The sequence below is a fragment of the Weizmannia sp. CD-2023 genome (assembly GCF_036225245.1).
Lineage (GTDB): Bacteria > Bacillota > Bacilli > Bacillales > Bacillaceae_C > Weizmannia > Weizmannia faecalis.
The window spans coordinates 101,835-118,366 of the sequence record NZ_JARTJQ010000028.1 but is presented as its reverse complement, the minus strand read 5'-3'; the positions used below and the strand labels follow the sequence as shown (position 1 = coordinate 118,366).

Sequence of the window (16,532 nt, the reverse complement as noted above, 5' to 3'; positions counted from 1 at the left end):
CGTAACTAAAAACGGCAATCGGCAATACCGGTTTCCGGTGCCGGAGACTGATCATCATGTAATAACGAAACATGCGTTCAGGAAAAGGCTTCTCGTAATACGACTGCGGCTCTACATGGATGAGAATCACGGTATCTTTGCCTTTTACCTTCGTTTCGGCAAGGATGTCAACCCGTTTTTGCTCACCGCCTGGAAAGTCCGTAAACTGTTCCTGCGACAAAAACCGCACCCGGCGGTAGTCGAGATCCGCTGCCACATCCGGGAAAAACGCCTCCATAAACTCCTGAAAAAAGTTTTGGATCAGCTCCTTAAAAAAACGATCATGCACGTGATAACCGGCATGTTTTTCCATTACAAGTTCCAATGGCAACACCCCTTTTCTCATTTTTCAGTTTTATTATAAAGGACAAACGTTCGTTTTTCAAGTGGATTTTGCAAATTTGGTCCGGCATTCTCCTTTTGCATATTTCTTATCAATTTATCGTAACCAATAAAGCCCTCCATGATTTATACAAAAACTGTTCAAAACCTGAATATATGGCACTATGAAGGAAATGTCGCAGGTGGCGCAATGAATGAGATTTGTGGTGCAAAATTCATTCAATTTTCGCCTTATTTTTCCGTATCAGAGAAAAAGAAAAACGACTGCAAATGCAGTCGTATCAAGGGTTTAAAAAATTTTAAGCTAATTGTTCAGTTTTTAGAAAACGCCCTCGGCAGGAATCGAACCCACATTTTGAGAACCGGAATCTCACGTGCTATCCTTTGCACCACGAGGGCAATAAGTGATTCAACAATAATAGATTATAAAGGACAATGAACAAAAAAGCAAGCCCCTTTTTGGTTTTATTTTATCGGAATTTGGTTATGATGGGTATTGTAGTTCAGGTGAAGGCAATTCTTTTGACCTTCATTGACCAATATTGTATGATCAGTACATAAGGATGGAGAATAATTCCTTTAACATCCATGATATAGCATATGATGGACCATTCCGAAGAGAAGAAGGAGGATACTCAATATGAATTTAATTCCCACAGTAATTGAACAAACAAACCGCGGGGAACGCGCATACGACATTTATTCCCGCCTGTTAAAAGACCGGATTATTATGCTTGGCAGCGCGATTGACGACAATGTTTCCAACTCGATTGTTTCCCAGCTTTTGTTCCTGGAAGCGGAAAACCCTGAAAAAGATATTTATCTTTATATTAACAGTCCTGGCGGGAGTGTCACTGCGGGCCTTGCCATTTATGACACCATGCAGATCATCAAACCGGACGTGCAAACGATTTGCGTCGGGATGGCTGCATCAATGGGCTCCGTGCTGTTGACCGCCGGCACGAAAGGGAAACGTTATGCCCTGCCGAACAGCGAAGTGATGATTCACCAACCATTAGGCGGCGCCCAAGGCCAGGCAACAGAAATTGAAATCGCGGCAAAACATATTTTGTATACGCGCGCGAAATTAAACAAAATTTTGTCCGACCATACCGGCCAGCCGATTGAAGTGATCGAAAGGGATACAGACCGCGATAACTTCATGAGCGCGGAAAAAGCAAAAGAATATGGTTTGATTGACCATATTATGACAAAAAAGAATTGAAATAAGATTGAACAAGGCCGTCCGCAAGCGGGCGGCCTTGTGCTGTGTTTGAAAAACCCGCAGGCTGACGGCCGCATGCGCTTACATCAGGACGGAAGTTTTTCTTTCCCTTCAATATAGTTCGCCAAGTGTTCAAAAGCTTCTTCTTCATCGCTCCCGTCCACGCTCAGCGTAACAGTTTCCCCGTGGCCCGCAGCAAGGGTCATCAGCCCCATAATGCTTTTTGCATTTACCTTTCTTCCTTCTTTTTCAAGAAAAATTTCCGATGAAAAGCGGGTGGCTTCCTGGACAAATTGGGCTGCAGGGCGCGCCTGCAAACCGGATTTTAATTTCACTTCCAATTGTTTTTCGATCACGATAACCCTCTCCTTTCAAGTAGCAGGACAGGGGCGCCTTCTGCCAATACGCCCCCCGTCTTTATACTTTTTAAACCTATCCATCTTACATGATTAATTTTTGGCACCCATTATGAATTTTTATTGACAGGCCCGTTTGCCCGCAGTTTCTCGGCAATTTCATCGATTTTGCGGAGCCGGTGATTGATGCCGGATTTGCTAATATGTCCGCCGGACACCATTTCGCCGAGTTCCTTCAAAGTCACATCCTGGTGGTTCACGCGCAATACTGCAATCTCGCGCAGTTTCTCCGGCAGTGCATCAAGGCCGACCGTTTCTTCAATATAGCGAATGTTTTCCACTTGACGGAGGGCGGCTCCGATCGTTTTATTCAAATTGGCCGTTTCGCAATTGACGAGCCGGTTGACGGAATTGCGCATATCCCGAACAATCCGGACATCTTCAAACCGGAGCAGGGCATGATGGGCACCGATAATATTGAGAAACTCCGTAATCTTTTCCGCTTCTTTTAAATACGTAATATATCCTTTTTTTCTTTCAAGCGTTTTGCTGTTTAAATGAAACCCGTTCATCAGGCGGCATAGTGCATCGTTGTGTTCTTTATATTGGGAGGAAATTTCCAAATGATAAGAGGAAGTTTCCGGATTGTTAACGGATCCGCCCGCCAGAAAAGCCCCGCGCAAATAGGAGCGTTTGCAGCACTTCTTCTTCAGCAGTTCCGGGGAAATGTTCCGGGTAAAGGTAAAATGTTCGCCGAGAATATGCAAATCTTCCAATATTTCTTTTGCCCGGGCCTTCAGCCTGACAATGTAGACGTTGTTTTTTTTCAGGCGCATTTTTTTCCTGACTAATAATTCCACCGGGACATCATATAATCTTTTTACAAGGACGTAAATCCGCCGGGCAATGGCGGCATTTTCCGTCTGCACATTGACAACCAGCACCTTGTTGGAAAAAGATAAAGATCCGTTCATCCGGATCAGTGCCGATAATTCGGATCTCACGCAGCAATCTTTTACTGCTAAATTGGTCAGCTCTTTTTTGATCTCTGATGCAAATGACATCCTCCAGGCCCCTCCCTTGGCAAAATGTAAATCTGTGCAAAAAAATGCACACGAAAAGGGGATGTTCCACCTTTATCCTTTACCGGGCACTGGAGCGTGAAAACCATTGTTGCTTTTTCAAAATATCATAAAGGATTTCGGCAACTTTTTCCGTATCGTGACGGATAACCCCGCCTTTATACGTTAAAATATTTCCCGAAACCACCTCCAGGCCGAGCCCCATTAAACGCTTCACGTCGTATACAACAGGCTGTGCCAGCTCCTTGCGATACCGGTGCATAACCGGTTCCGGCACATCTTCATCATTAACGAGGATCGTATCAATACAGGCACTACCCATATGGTTGAAAATCGCCTGCACATGATCCGCGGCAGTATAATGATTCGTCTCGCCCGCCTGCGTCATCAAATTGCATACATACACTTTTTTCGCGTGTGCATGGCATACTGCTTCTCCAAGACCCGGCACCATTAAATTCGGCAAAATACTTGTATAAAGGCTGCCCGGGCCGATCACGATCAAGTCAGCTTCCTGAATGGCCGTTAATGTTTCCGGAAGCGGCTGAATGACTTCAGGCGTCAAAAACACCCTTTTGATTTTTTTGCCGGAACACGGAATTTTGGATTCTCCGGAAACGATCGATCCGTCTTCCATTTCGGCGTGCAACACGACACTTTGGTTGGCGGATGGTAAGACCTGCCCCCGGACATTCAGGACTTTGCTCAGTTCCTTTACGGCGTGCACAAAATCTCCAGTTATCGAAGTGAGCGCCGCAATAATTAGATTGCCAAGCGAATGCCCGGAAAGTTCATCGCCGGTTTCAAAGCGGTGCTGGAACATTTTTTCAAGCAGCGGCTCCACATCGGATAGAGCCGCGAGCACATTGCGGATGTCCCCCGGGGAAGGCATATCCATTTCATTGCGGATTCTTCCGGAACTCCCGCCGTCATCTGCAACGGTTACAATGGCACTGATCTCAACCGGGTATTTTTTCAACCCCCGCAAAAGCACGGGAAGCCCCGTCCCGCCTCCGATCAGCACAATTTTCGGATGCCTCATGGCTTATGCTCCTCTTTTCTTTTAATATCACGGTGAGAAATCGTTGTATGATAGTCTTTTTCAAAAAAATGGCCGATATACTCGGCAAGCGCTACGGAACGGTGCTGGCCGCCCGTGCACCCGATGCCGATCACCAGCTGGCTTTTTCCTTCCCGTTTGTAATGCGGGAGCATAAAAGCAAGCAAATCGGTCAGCTTTTCAAGAAATTTTTGCGTTTCATTCCATTTTAAAACGTAAGTGTATACCTCTTCGTCCAGTCCGGTTTTCGGGCGCATATGCTCAATGTAGAACGGATTCGGCAAAAACCGGACATCAAAAACAAGGTCGCAGTCAATCGGAATGCCGTTTTTGAAGCCGAACGACAGGACATTGACCGTGAAAACCGACTGCTTATTCGCCGAAAACTCCAACACGATTTTTTCGCGGAGTTCGCGCGGTTTTAAATTGGATGTGTTGAGAATAAGCTGCGCACGCCCTTTCAGCTCCTCGAGGATTTTTCTTTCCTGCTGTATTCCTTCGAGCGGCGTCCCATCCGGCGAAAGCGGATGGGACCGGCGCGTTTCTTTATACCTGCGCACGAGCACAGAATCATCCGCATCCAAAAATAAAATGGTGGGCGTAACCCACGAAGACTTGTCAAGTTCATCCAGTGCCCGGAACAAGTCATCAAAGAATTCACGGCCGCGCAAATCCATTACAAGCGCGACTTTATTCATTTTATTACTGGCATCTTTCATCAGTTCCAGAAATTTTGGCAAAAGCGTCGGCGGCAAATTATCGACACAGAAAAACCCGAGATCCTCCAGGCTTTGGATCGCAACTGTTTTTCCGGCCCCACTCATGCCGGTAATGATGACAAACTGCATTTGATTTCCTTCTAAACCCATTCTTTTTCCCCCTGACGGAAAATTTAGCATGGCGTTTCAGCTTGGATCGAGCCTGTATGAAAGCAATTCAAAGTCGGGCGTGTACGTAAACTGGCCGTAGATGATGCCGCTTCCGTGAACCATATATTCCAAGATATGGGTATCCCCCGCCGCCATCGGCAAGTTCTTCATTTCATCAATGGCATGCCACTGCAAAATTCCTTCAGCAGATTGCTCGAAGTTTTTGCCGTCGCCGTCTGTGGCAACAAACGTAAACATCATCCATTCAGACACGGGTTTATCCCCGTCTTTGATGACAATGGTGAAAACGCCTTTTAAATCAGGATGTTTTAAATAGATGCCCGTTTCTTCACGGTATTCGCGAATGACAGCTTCACGGACCGTTTCTCCTTGCTCCATTTTCCCACCGGGTGCAACCCACCAGTTGCGCCGCGGCTTTTGCAGCAATAAAACCTGTCCGTCTTTGATGAATACACAATTTGTTATTCTTTGCAAAGAAGTCACCTCATATCTGAACCGGAATGATGCGGACAAATCCGCATCTATTCAACCGATGGATAAACCTTTCCCGTGCGTAAAACCATGTACCTTTTTATTATACTATTAATGAAATGGTTGAACAATGAATGCACCTGCCCCGTTTGTGTCAAGTTTTCCCCAATCGTGAAAATCGCATGGGTGAGGACAAGTCCGTGGCTCCTGAACTTTGATTTGTCTTTCACCGGGCAGATGAAGGACAAATGGCTGGCAGCTGCGCTTTGTTTTGTCTTTCATTATGCCGGTGAAGGACAGAATACTGGCAGCCATCTTATAAAATGTCTTTCATCGGGGTGATGAAGGACAAATCGATACCCGTCATACCTTGTTTTGTCTTTCATCGCATCGATGAGGGACAAATGGCAAGCAGTCGCGCTTTGTTTTGTCTTTCATCAAACCGGTGAAGGACAAATAGGCGCCCGCCACCCTTTAAAATGTCTTTCATCTCCCGTATAAACGAGCCAGCGCATTTATCAGCCGGAAAAAGCAGCGCAATATCCCGCACCGCAATTTTTGCGCAAAAAAAGAGCACAGGATTTTCCTGTGCCTGGGAGATAGGTTCCTTGAACCGCTTATAGCCGGAGCCATAAGTGTTCTTGGTTCAAACATATAAAAAAGGGGGTCAATTTATATTTACATCATACCGCAAGTTTATTTCATGCGGGTTACAAACACGTTAAAACCACTTGACGTTTTCCCTGTTTTTAGCAAAATGCCGGGGATACACGCCTTTTTATCCAGTAATCAACCGGCTTTCATGGCTTCTTTCACTTCTTCTACATAATGCTGGGCGTTTTGTGCGGCAATGCTGCCGTCGCCTGTTGCCGTGACGATTTGGCGGAGCGTTTTTTCGCGGACATCGCCGGCTGCAAAAATGCCCGGAATTTTCGTTTCCATTTCCTCATTCGTCAAAATATAACCGGCTTCATTCGTAATGCCCAGGTTTTCAAAAGGCTTGGTCAAAGGCACCATGCCAATATAAATGAAAACGCCGTCCGTTTTAAATGGTTTTTCTGATCCGTCCACAGTCGAAACGAGCGTCACAGAGCCGACTTTTCCGTTTTCTTCATGGATTTCTTTCACCGTATGATTCCAGATAAAGTCAATTTTTTCATTTTTAAAAGCCCGGTCCTGCAGGATTTTTTGCGCCCGCAGCTGATCACGCCGGTGCACAATCGTCACTTTATTGGCAAAGCGCGTCAGGTAATTTCCCTCTTCAACAGCCGAGTCACCGCCGCCAACGACAACGAGGTCTTTTCCTTTGAAGAAAGCGCCGTCGCACACTGCACAATAAGAAACGCCGCGGCCGCCCAGTTCGTTTTCGCCTTTGACACCGAGTTTCTTATATTGGGCGCCCGTTGCGATAATCACAGCAAGCGCTTTGTATGCTTTTGTGCCCGCTTTGACAATTTTATAATCCCCGTCTGTGTCAATGCCTTTAATATCGCCGTATGCATATTCGGCACCAAACTTTTTGGCATGTTCAAACATTTTATTTGACAGCTCCGGGCCGAGAATCGATTCATAACCCGGATAGTTTTCCACTTCTTCCGTGTTGACCATCTGGCCGCCCGGAACGCCGCGCTCGATCATCAAGGTTTTCAAGTCTGACCGCGATGCGTAAACGGCAGCTGTCATCCCGGCAGGCCCCGCCCCGATAATGATCACATCATAAATTTGTTCTTCACTCATCGTTTGTACCACTCCTTATTGAAGGGCCGCGGCCGGGAAACCGCAGGCCGCCTGTTTTCATCGTTCCACAAAGATGCAATTCCATACGATTTTTTCGAAAAAACCCCACTTTCTTTTATGCAGTGGGGTTTTCTTTCATTCTCTATAGTAAAGGAATATTGGTTTATCGTCCATTCTTGTGCTTAAAGGAGCGATTTGATCCGGTTTGCGTATTTCCTTAACGTGGAGACGGAAATCCGGTACTCCTTTGCAATCGCCTGCTGGGACACTTTGTCGCCTTTTTGGCGGTGCCACAAGTAATCGATAGCGGCGGCAAAACCGGACTCATTTTGAAACCGTTCCCCGCGTTTCAGACCGGTTAAAAAAATCGAAAACCAGGCGAGCATTAAGTTCGTATAGCCCGGAAACATCGGACCGTAATGGCTGTGGAGGATACATGCAATATTGTGGCCGCGCACAAACACCTCATCCGGGTCAAACGATTCGCGAATATCCGACTCCAGCACATGGGCGAGATAAATTTTTTCGGTCAGCGTAAAATCGTCAAGCGGTTTAAAATCCGGATGCGATACGATATCCGAACGATTGGAAGACAATCCGATCATGAAAATTCCGAAGAACCGCTCGGACAACTCCGTGCTGTTCAACCTGTCCAAAATAAATTGGACATTTTTCTCGTTCATTTTCTTTTTCATTTCCCGGTTCCATGGTTCGCAGCCTTTTTTCTCCGGATTCAGTTCCACAAGCTGCTCCCAGGCGGCTTCTGCTGCCTGTTGCCGGTTCGTATGGTAAGCCGCCCGCGAAAGCCAGTAGTAAAACGAAGCATCACCGTCAAACCCAACTTTTTTCAACCGGTTCAGCCAAAGGTACGCCTCTTCATAGCACCCGACAATTGCAAATGTTGCACCGAGTTTATATTGATGGTCCAGTAACACCGGCCGAACTTTTTCAAGGCCGCGTAAAATCTGTTCCAGCTTTTCGTCATCGCGTTTATGGTAGTAAAAAACCGCTAAATTGCAAAGTGCATGAAGGTTGCCAGGGTTCTTTTCGAGCAAATCCATCAGTACCTCGACCGCTTTTTCCGTCTGGCCAAGGTAAAAACACGCAAGCGCCATGTTGTTGTAGGCAGACCAGAAATCGGGGTATTTCTTGATCAGTTTATGCAACTCCGAAAGCGCCGTATCGAAATGTCCCGCTTCGAGATACCGCCTTGCTTCCTCTTGTCTGGCCATGAGTTCGTCCTGTTCATACGAAATAGCGCCCGTTTCGTCCTCTTCTTCCAAATCAAGCACATAAATGAGTTCTTCTGCTTCTTCCCTGTACTCGCCAAACGGGTCCAGTTCAAGATATTTTCGCGCATGGTATAAAGCTTCGTTAAAAAATCCGAGATCCGCATAATTATTGGCAATAAAATAATGGCATTCGACCATGCCGGGATCGAGTTTTGCTAAAATATGGCGAAAAATGTCAATCGCCTTCCGAAACGCTTCACAATGGGTATAAATGATCGCAAGCTGGCAGGCGATGACCGGATCATACGGGTCAAGCTGGGCAGCGCGCTGCATATATTTCAATGCCTTTTTGATGTCATGGCGGTCATAAGCCTGGACACCTTTATTAAAATAGTATTCTCCCGTTGGTACAAAAGACAGCACATTGTCATGTTCCTGCCTTAATTTGGAATCTTTGCTCATGTTGTTCCCTCACAAACAAGTAACATTCATCGTTTCTTGTAGTATAACATACAATTGGAAAGCCTTTAACCTTTTGGGATAAAGTAATTCTTCCCTTTTTTATCGTTTTGTTTGTTCCGGGTCTTTCTTTTCGCTACTTTTCTGCCTGATTTGAAGCGGATTCCCGCAAGCAAAGGCACCAGCCGGCACATCTTTATGGACGACAGAACCGGCGGCCACCACCGCCCTGTCTCCGATCGTTACACCTGGAAGGATCGTCGTGTTCGCCCCAATCATCACGTCATCCCCAATCACAACTTCACCGATTCGGTATTCATCAATCAAATATTCATGCGCGAGAATGGTCGTATGATAGCCGATCACGCAATTTTTGCCGACTGTGATCATCTCCGGGAACAGAATATCGACAAGCGCTTTGTAGGCAAAAGCCGTCCTGTCCCCGACTTGCATGTGCAAAAAGGTGCGGTACATTTGGTTTTTGAAGCGCAAAAACGGAAGAAAGCGCGCAATTTCAATGACAAGCACGTTTTTAAAAACTTTCCAGAATGAAACGGTTTTATAAATTTGCCAAAGGGCATTCGATCCTTTAACCGGATACCGCTTTGTATTTCTCATTTTACATGGACCCCGACAATTTCAGCAAGATCCGGCATCGTTTCGAGCATAAAATCCGGGTTGTATTGCTCAAGAAAAGCGCGCCCTTTTGCCGACCATGCGACACCGGCCGACAAGGTGCCGGCATTTTTCCCCGCTTCGATATCATGGTAATTATCTCCGATCATGATCGCTTCTTCCGGCTTCGAACCGAGAAGGCGGAGCGCTTTTTGGACAGGCTCCGGATCCGGTTTGGCCTTTTTGACATCATCAAGCGCCACCACCACGTCAAAAAACGGTTCCAATTTTGCAAGTTTCAGCCCTTTCATGATGGTGCCCTTCATTTTTGTTGAAACAATCCCGAGTTTAAAGCGGTGTTCCTTAAGCATTTTAATCGTGTCATATACGCCCGGAAATTCCTTGACAAGCGCATCATGCTGCTGAATATTATACGCCCGGTATTTGGCAGTCATTTCCTCCGCCCGTTCCGGATCGATCGACGCAAACGTGTCGATTAAAGGCGGGCCGTTAAAAATGAGCACGTCCCCGCGGCTGTAACGGCCCGGATAGTACGCATTGAGCGTATATAAAAAGGATTGGATAATCAATTCGTTTGTGTCAATTAAAGTGCCGTCAAAGTCAAACAGCAATGTCGTAATCCGGTCTTTCAATCTGCTTCCCTCTTTCTTTTCAAGGCTCAAAAACGTTTGGCTGTCAAGCCCGTTTTTCTGCCAGCAACGGGCTGAACCATCCGGAAAAATCAATCCTTTTTCACTGCTCGTCGTATCGTTTGGCCGATAAGCCTGTTTTTCTGCGGTAAAACCAGAGAAGAAGCGCGCAAACAATCAAGATGAAGGATACAACTTGCGCCATGCGGATATGCGCAGTCAACATCAGGCTGTCCGTCCGCAAACCTTCGATAAAGAACCGGCCGATCGAGTACCAGATAAGATAGGTCAGAAAAATTTCGCCCCTGTGCATCGCCGCCCGCCTTCTCAACAAAAGCAAAAAGATGAAACCTGCAAGATCCCAAAGTGATTCGTATAAAAATGTTGGCTGGTAATAAGTGCCGTTTATGTACATTTGATTAATGATCCAGTCCGGGAGATGCAAGTTCTCGAGAAAAGCCCTGGATACAGCCCGACCGTGCGCCTCCTGATTCATAAAATTGCCCCAGCGCCCGATCGCCTGCCCTAAAATCAGGCTTGGGGCAACGATATCCGCAATTTTCCAGAAAGAAACGCCCTTTGCACGTGTAAAAAGAATGGCGGTGACCACCGCCCCAATCAGCGCGCCGTGAATGGCAATACCGCCATTCCAAATTTTAATGATTTCACTTGTATGTTGGGCATAATACTTCCATTCAAACAGGACATAGTAAATCCGGGCGCAAATAATGGAAATCGGAATCGCCCATATGCATAAATCGGCAATGATATTTTGGTCAACCGAAAGCCGGTCAGCTTCCCGCATCGCAAGGGCAAGGCCCAAAAGAATGCCACAGCCGATAATGATTCCGTACCAGTGCACACTAAACCCGCCTAAATGAAACGCAATCGGATCCAGCGGGGTAATATTCGAATCCATTTTTCACAACCACTCCTTCTTTTCCGCGCCGTAAAGGCCAGCCTAAAATACAGCCGGCCATTTTTACGGTTCGTTCTTTTCTTCTTCCGTTCCCTGCTCGTGTTCTTCGATGACGTTTGCAAGCTTGGCCGTAAATTGCCGCGCCGCATTGACACCCATATTTTTCAGGCGGTAATTCATCGCCGCCACTTCGATGATAATGGCGAGGTTCCGCCCCGGCCGCACCGGTACCGTCATCTTTGTAATTTCGGTATCAAGGATTTTGACTTTTTCCTCATCCAGCCCGAGCCGGTCATATTGCTTATGCTCGTCCCATAACTCGAGATTGGCAATCATAGTAATTTTTTTATGGCTTCGGACCGCACCAGCGCCAAACAGCGTCATAACATTGATAATGCCAAGGCCGCGGATTTCAAGCAAATGCTCGATCAATTCCGGCGCATGCCCGATCAGAGATCCTTCTTCTTCCTGGACAATCTCCACGCAGTCATCCGCGACAAGGCGGTGCCCCCTTTTGACAAGTTCAAGCGCTGTTTCGCTTTTTCCGACCCCGCTCTTGCCGGTGATCAGAACGCCGACCCCGTACACATCTACAAGCACACCATGGATGGCTGTTGCCGGGGCGAGCTTATATTCCAAATAATTGGTTAAGCGGCTTGAAAACCGGGTTGTTTTCATCGGGGTCCGCATCACAGGGATCGATTTTTCTTCGGAAGCTTCTATTAACTCATCCGGTACTTCCAAATTTCGTGATATCACGATGCCCGGTGTAATATCGCTGCATAAGTTGTCCATCCTGCTTTTCCGTTCTTCCGGCGAGAGCCTCTTGCTGAATGTGATTTCCGTCATCCCGAGCAGCTGGATCCGGTCGGCCGGATAGTAATCGAAAAATCCCGTCATCTCGAGCCCCGGCCTTGAAATATCGCTTGTGGTAATCGGGCGGTGAATGCCCTCTTCCCCACTGATCAATTCCAGATTAAAATGTTCAATCATATCTGCTACGCGCACCTTTGCCACTGTAATTCCTCCTGTTAAGTCCGGATGAAAACCACCGGAACGGCTTGTTGATGATTCAAAGGCTTCTTATTATTTTATCATTTCCCAAAGGGCCCGTTCCACCCTTTTCAACCAAAAATCATCCTGTGCCGTGTAAAACTGCGTTAGAGCGGTTCAGGGCCTAATGGCAAATCAGAGCGGATGCTGCTTTTCTCCTCTTCCAAAAGGGCGGACGCTATAAATGAACGAAAAATCGCCACCCTGTTGTAAAAAGATGGATGCTTCATGCTTAAGTCCTTTGAAATAAATGCCGGGCGGTGCGTTTTCATTGTAAAAATAGTTTGGCTGCTTGAAAATGATTTAGCCTATCGGGCCATGGCATGAAAAAACGGCGGGTATTCGCCGCCGTTTTTTCAAAGCTCCGGTGTCGGGCCGCCGCGTATCTTATTTTCGGAATACGGTTTCCTGTAAAATTAAGTTTACGACCGCCATGATGATCGCAACGAAAAAAGCCATGCCGAAGCTGTCAATTTCAAAACTTGCGCCCATCAGTTCATCCGTCAGCACAAGCGTCATGGCGTTAATGACGAGCAAAAAGATGCCCAAGGTCAGAATCGTGATCGGCAATGTAAGCAAAATCAGGATTGGCCGTACCAGAATATTTAAAATGGACAAGACGAGACTTGACATGACGGCAGCCCCAATATTTTCGACATAAAAGCCGTGAAAATAGCCGGAAAGTGCAATAAACAACACCGCATTGATCAAAATTCCAAGTAACCAGCGCATGATCATCAAACCTTTTCTGTGTGGTTCTTTTTACAGTATATAACGGCATAGCAGTTGATTCCAGCAGCAGAGCAGGTACGCATCTTTTTTTCGCGAAATTTCTGCTCCCCCGGCAAAAATACGATTATGCTTCCGGGCTTTCTTCTTTCTCCGCCTTTTGTTCGTTAATCGTGATGGACCCCGTTTTCGCGTCGGCAAAAATATATAATGCGGGCTCGGTGGTACCTTTTCTGCTAAATCTGGCCACTTTCTGAATCATTTCTTTTCGTTCTTCATATTTTTCCATGCCTTGAAGGTCAATCGCAAAGTTGCCGAAGTTGGTTTTTCCTTCCCCGTGTACGGAGATGTTTTCCGGGATGGTCATTTCAATGTTTCCGGAGACGGTCTTGCTGTGCAATGAATCGGCGCCCGGAGCCATTTTTACCGTAATATTGCCGTTAAAGGCTTCAAAGTCTGACCGCCTGCAAGCACCGTTCCACCGGATATCCCCGTTCATCGTCTGTACTTCAACCTGCCCGATTGTATTTCCGTCAAAATCAACGGTGCCGTTTCCCGTTTCGACTTCCGCCGTTTCCAAATCGGCATGTTCCACAAGTACTTTTCCGTGGAGTGTTTTCACTTTTAACTGGTCTGCCTGAATGTCCTTCACCTGGACGTTTCCATTGAAAGTGCTCAACGTGATTTTCCGGTAGCGGGACGCCGGAACATAAACGGCTGTATCCACTTTCATCCATTTGGATTGCGTAGAAAACACAAGCCTGCCGCCCTCCACCGAAAACGTGCTATTGTTCAGCAGAAAACTGCGGGCATCTTCCCTGTCATTGGTGCGGTACACTTTTGCCTGGCATTCTATCCGCACATCTTCCTGATCCCATTGTTTAAACGTTAAATGCCCGTTTGCGATATCTAATTCAATCGTATCGGTTTCCGGCAGGCTTTGCTGGAAAACATGGGAAACTTCGGCAGACTGGCCTAGCTGGAGATCAAAGTCCTTTATTTTTTTCAGCGCGCCGCCGACAAGATCAAACAACTTTTCTTTCGTTTCATTAAAATTCCGGTCTGCGTCGCGGAACTTTTTCTGTCCGGTGGTACTACCAGCCTCGCCGCTGCCGCCGTTTGTAGCCTGTTCCCCGTTTTCTGCCGGATCCTCTTTCAGCGCCATTTGTCCCGCCTCTTCCCGGTCCAAAGCCTCCAACAGCGTCAGCGCCTCATCCGTCGACAATTTCCCATCCTTCACCATATCCAAAATCCGTTTTCGTTTGTTTTCCATGGGAGCCTCCTTTTTCGGATTACAATCTCTATATGAATACGGCTTGAAGAAGTAAAAGTTTCAAGAGTAACCATAGAAATTTACTTTGTTTAACATTCATATTATAGTCATACTTGATAAATCAATTGCAGTCTTTAATTTCCAATAACAATAGTACCTTGATTTAATTTTCAATAATGAAAAAAACAACATAAACAGTCTAAAACAAAGGTTTGAATTCTGTCCTATTTAGACATATAATGAGGAAGTGTCGGGATAAATGTTGAATGCCCGTATGAGACGTGTATTGTGTTCAATTGGCCGTGTTTTTGTGAGGAGTTTACGTATGAAAAAGACTTTGAAAAACATCGCACAGCAAATTTACTTTCTGGCCATGCTGGTGATCGGGAAATTGCCCGCCAAAAAGAACGTGATTATGTTTGAGAGCTTTCAGGGCAAGCAGTACAGCGATAATCCACGGGCGATATATGAATATATCAAAGCGCATTACCCGGGCTATACTTGTTACTGGAGCGCACACAAAAACTTCTTACATAACTTTCAAAATAAAGACGTCCGCTATATTAAAAGGCTGTCTCCTTACTGGGTATATATGATGGCTAGGGCCCGTTACTGGGTGACCAACAGCCGGATGCCTTTATGGATTCCGAAGCCGAAACATACCGTATATCTTCAAACATGGCACGGGACGCCTTTGAAAAAACTTGCAAATGATATGGAAGAAGTGCATATTCCGGGAACTACGGCTGACCAGTATAAAAAAGATTTTTTGAAAGAGGCGGGGAAGTGGGATTTCTTAATTTCGCCCAATGCCTATTCAACAGCCATTTTCCGGAGCGCTTTTCAATTCCGCCAGGCGATACTTGAAACCGGGTATCCGCGTAATGATATTTTAGCCGCCCAAAACAACCGTGACTCTATTAAGGCATTAAAAAGCAAACTGGGGCTTCCGGCTGATAAGAAAGTGATTCTTTATGCCCCTACCTGGCGGGATAACCAAATTCATGAAACCGGGAAGTACCGGTTTGAATTAAAACTTGATTTAGATCAGTTGCAGCATCATCTGAGCCATGATTATATCTTAATTTTACGGATGCATTATTTGGTTGCGGAACAATTGGATTTAGCACCTTATCAAGGTTTTGCCTATGATTTTTCCAATTATGAAGATATCGCGCAGCTTTATTTAATTTCTGATTTGCTGATCACGGATTATTCATCCGTATTTTTTGATTATGCCATTTTAAAACGGCCGATGCTTTTCTTCGTATACGATATTGAAGAATACCGAGACCATTTGCGCGGTTTTTATTTTGATTTTGAAAAAGAGGCACCGGGCCCGCTTGTTACAACGACCGCACAGGTGATTGATGAAGTGAAGAAGACGGATGCCGCGGGATATAAACTGCCGGATTCATTTGATGCTTTTTATCAGAAATTCTGTTATTTAGAATGTGGAGAATCAGCACGGCGCGTTGTTGAAAGGGTATTTGCAGAAAGGAAAGAGTTATGAAATCTGCCATTACTGTCTTAAAAGAGCAATTCAACAGTTTTTATTTAATTATCCGCCTTTCCTTATATGAGGTAAGGAGTGAAAACAGGAATAATTATTTGGGCATCCTTTGGGAAGTCATAAATCCGATGATCCAGCTTGCGATTTACTGGTTTGTTTTCGGTTTTGGTTTAAGAGGCGGGCATCCGCGTCCGGGTTATATTCCATGGCTGTTTGCAGGGTCGTCTATTTGGTTTTTTATCAGCCCGGCTGTTTTGCAAGGATCCCGTTCCATTTATTCCCGGATCCGAATGGTTGCAAAAATGAATTTTCCATTAAGCGCCATTCCGAGTTATGTCATTATGTCAAAATTTTATCAGCACTTGCTGCTGCTTGCGATTGTGATCATTATCCTTCAATTTCAAGGTTATCCGGTTTCCGTCTATTACCTTGAGCTGCCATATTATTTGGTTTGCACGTTTGTATTTACATTTTCTTTATCTTTGATTACATCTACGCTGGCAACGATTGTACGGGACGTGCAAAACATTGTGCAGGCGATTATGCGGATGATGATTTATATTTTGCCTGTTCTTTGGGATCCATCTGCAAGATTGCATGGCCCGATTGAATTGATTTTAAAGTTAAATCCGTACTACTACATTGTTGAAGGGTACCGCTCTGCATTGCTTGGAAATATGGGATGGTATCTTGTTGAACATTTACATTACACGATTTATTTCTGGGCTGTTACCTTCCTCGTCTTTATGATTGGCGCGGCTCTGCATATCAAATTTAGAAACAGTTTTGTCGACTTCTTATAAGGGTTTTCCCGAAAAATGGCCATTTCCGGTTGACTGCGAAATGGCCCGGATGGCGCGGAACAGGCATGAAAAAACCGCACTCCC

At 45.8% G+C, this 16,532-nt stretch carries 16 protein-coding genes, 1 tRNA gene and 1 pseudogene; 3 read left to right on the top strand and 15 right to left on the bottom strand.

All coding sequences use genetic code 11. The features are described 5' to 3' along the window. Both P9687_RS03830 and P9687_RS03825 read right to left on the bottom strand, forming a co-directional pair. Positions 1-364, bottom strand: a 364-nt coding sequence (locus P9687_RS03830; RefSeq protein WP_328228866.1) for an Rpn family recombination-promoting nuclease/putative transposase, incomplete at its 3' end; no start/stop codon positions are given. A 344-nt stretch (positions 365-708) separates the two neighbouring features. Next, positions 709-780 (bottom strand) — tRNA-Arg (locus P9687_RS03825). Between the two features lie 241 nt (positions 781-1,021). Between P9687_RS03825 and clpP the strand changes: the two genes are divergently transcribed. Further along, the gene (clpP, locus tag P9687_RS03820) at positions 1,022-1,606 is read left to right on the top strand and encodes an ATP-dependent Clp endopeptidase proteolytic subunit ClpP (RefSeq protein ID WP_035182139.1); all 585 of its coding nucleotides are present in this window, start codon (positions 1,022-1,024) and stop codon (positions 1,604-1,606) included. Between the two features lie 86 nt (positions 1,607-1,692). Here clpP and P9687_RS03815 read toward each other — a convergent pair whose 3' ends face one another. The 13 genes from P9687_RS03815 to P9687_RS03755 form a co-directional block, all read right to left on the bottom strand. Then, on the bottom strand, positions 1,693-1,962 hold the full coding sequence (locus tag P9687_RS03815) for an HPr family phosphocarrier protein (protein WP_014095819.1): 270 nt from the start codon (positions 1,960-1,962) through the stop codon (positions 1,693-1,695). 110 nt (positions 1,963-2,072) lie between these two features. Beyond that, on the bottom strand, positions 2,073-3,026 hold the full coding sequence (gene whiA, locus P9687_RS03810) for a DNA-binding protein WhiA (protein WP_014095820.1): 954 nt from the start codon (positions 3,024-3,026) through the stop codon (positions 2,073-2,075). 79 nt (positions 3,027-3,105) lie between these two features. Beyond that, positions 3,106-4,086 carry a gluconeogenesis factor YvcK family protein gene (locus P9687_RS03805; RefSeq protein WP_168985932.1) on the bottom strand — a complete coding sequence of 327 codons (981 nt, stop codon included), beginning with the start codon at positions 4,084-4,086 and terminating at the stop codon, positions 3,106-3,108. Beyond that, positions 4,083-4,973: an RNase adapter RapZ gene (gene rapZ / locus P9687_RS03800; RefSeq protein WP_179234300.1), complete on the bottom strand. Its 891-nt coding sequence runs from the start codon at positions 4,971-4,973 to the stop codon at positions 4,083-4,085. Before rapZ ends, P9687_RS03805 begins: the two co-directional genes overlap by 4 nt. Positions 4,974-5,009: 36 nt before the next feature. Beyond that, a complete protein-coding gene (locus tag P9687_RS03795; protein ID WP_014095823.1) occupies positions 5,010-5,468 on the bottom strand; it encodes an NUDIX hydrolase in 459 nt (152 codons plus the stop codon). Positions 5,469-6,254: 786 nt separating this feature from the next. Continuing rightward, positions 6,255-7,202 (bottom strand): thioredoxin-disulfide reductase, encoded by a 948-nt coding sequence (gene trxB / locus P9687_RS03790; protein ID WP_061564966.1) that lies wholly within the window; start codon positions 7,200-7,202, stop codon positions 6,255-6,257. A 182-nt stretch (positions 7,203-7,384) separates the two neighbouring features. Further along, a complete protein-coding gene (locus P9687_RS03785) occupies positions 7,385-8,896 on the bottom strand; it encodes a tetratricopeptide repeat protein (RefSeq protein ID WP_328228548.1) in 1,512 nt (503 codons plus the stop codon). Between the two features lie 99 nt (positions 8,897-8,995). Then, positions 8,996-9,511 (bottom strand): acyltransferase, encoded by a 516-nt coding sequence (locus P9687_RS03780; RefSeq protein ID WP_017551706.1) that lies wholly within the window; start codon positions 9,509-9,511, stop codon positions 8,996-8,998. After that, positions 9,508-10,161 (bottom strand): pyrophosphatase PpaX, encoded by a 654-nt coding sequence (gene ppaX, locus P9687_RS03775; RefSeq protein ID WP_328228553.1) that lies wholly within the window; start codon positions 10,159-10,161, stop codon positions 9,508-9,510. Before ppaX ends, P9687_RS03780 begins: the two co-directional genes overlap by 4 nt. 100 nt (positions 10,162-10,261) lie before the next feature. Further along, the gene (gene lgt, locus P9687_RS03770; RefSeq protein WP_061564968.1) at positions 10,262-11,077 is read right to left on the bottom strand and encodes a prolipoprotein diacylglyceryl transferase; all 816 of its coding nucleotides are present in this window, start codon (positions 11,075-11,077) and stop codon (positions 10,262-10,264) included. 63 nt (positions 11,078-11,140) lie between these two features. Further along, positions 11,141-12,094, bottom strand: a complete 954-nt coding sequence (hprK, locus tag P9687_RS03765) for an HPr(Ser) kinase/phosphatase (RefSeq protein WP_017551703.1) — start codon at positions 12,092-12,094, stop codon at positions 11,141-11,143. 423 nt (positions 12,095-12,517) lie between these two features. Then, complete coding sequence (locus P9687_RS03760; protein ID WP_017551702.1) at positions 12,518-12,862, bottom strand: phage holin family protein; 345 nt, start codon at positions 12,860-12,862, stop codon at positions 12,518-12,520. A gap of 124 nt (positions 12,863-12,986) precedes the next feature. Next, complete coding sequence (locus P9687_RS03755) at positions 12,987-14,132, bottom strand: DUF4097 family beta strand repeat-containing protein (protein ID WP_035190838.1); 1,146 nt, start codon at positions 14,130-14,132, stop codon at positions 12,987-12,989. A gap of 313 nt (positions 14,133-14,445) precedes the next feature. Between P9687_RS03755 and P9687_RS03750 the strand changes: the two are divergent. Beyond that, positions 14,446-15,645 (top strand): annotated as a pseudogene (locus tag P9687_RS03750) (CDP-glycerol glycerophosphotransferase family protein); the annotation flags it as partial. Then, positions 15,642-16,448 carry an ABC transporter permease gene (locus P9687_RS03745; RefSeq protein WP_017551699.1) on the top strand — a complete coding sequence of 269 codons (807 nt, stop codon included), beginning with the start codon at positions 15,642-15,644 and terminating at the stop codon, positions 16,446-16,448. The pseudogene P9687_RS03750 and the gene P9687_RS03745, both read left to right, overlap by 4 nt. The last annotated feature ends 84 nt before the right edge of the window (positions 16,449-16,532 follow it).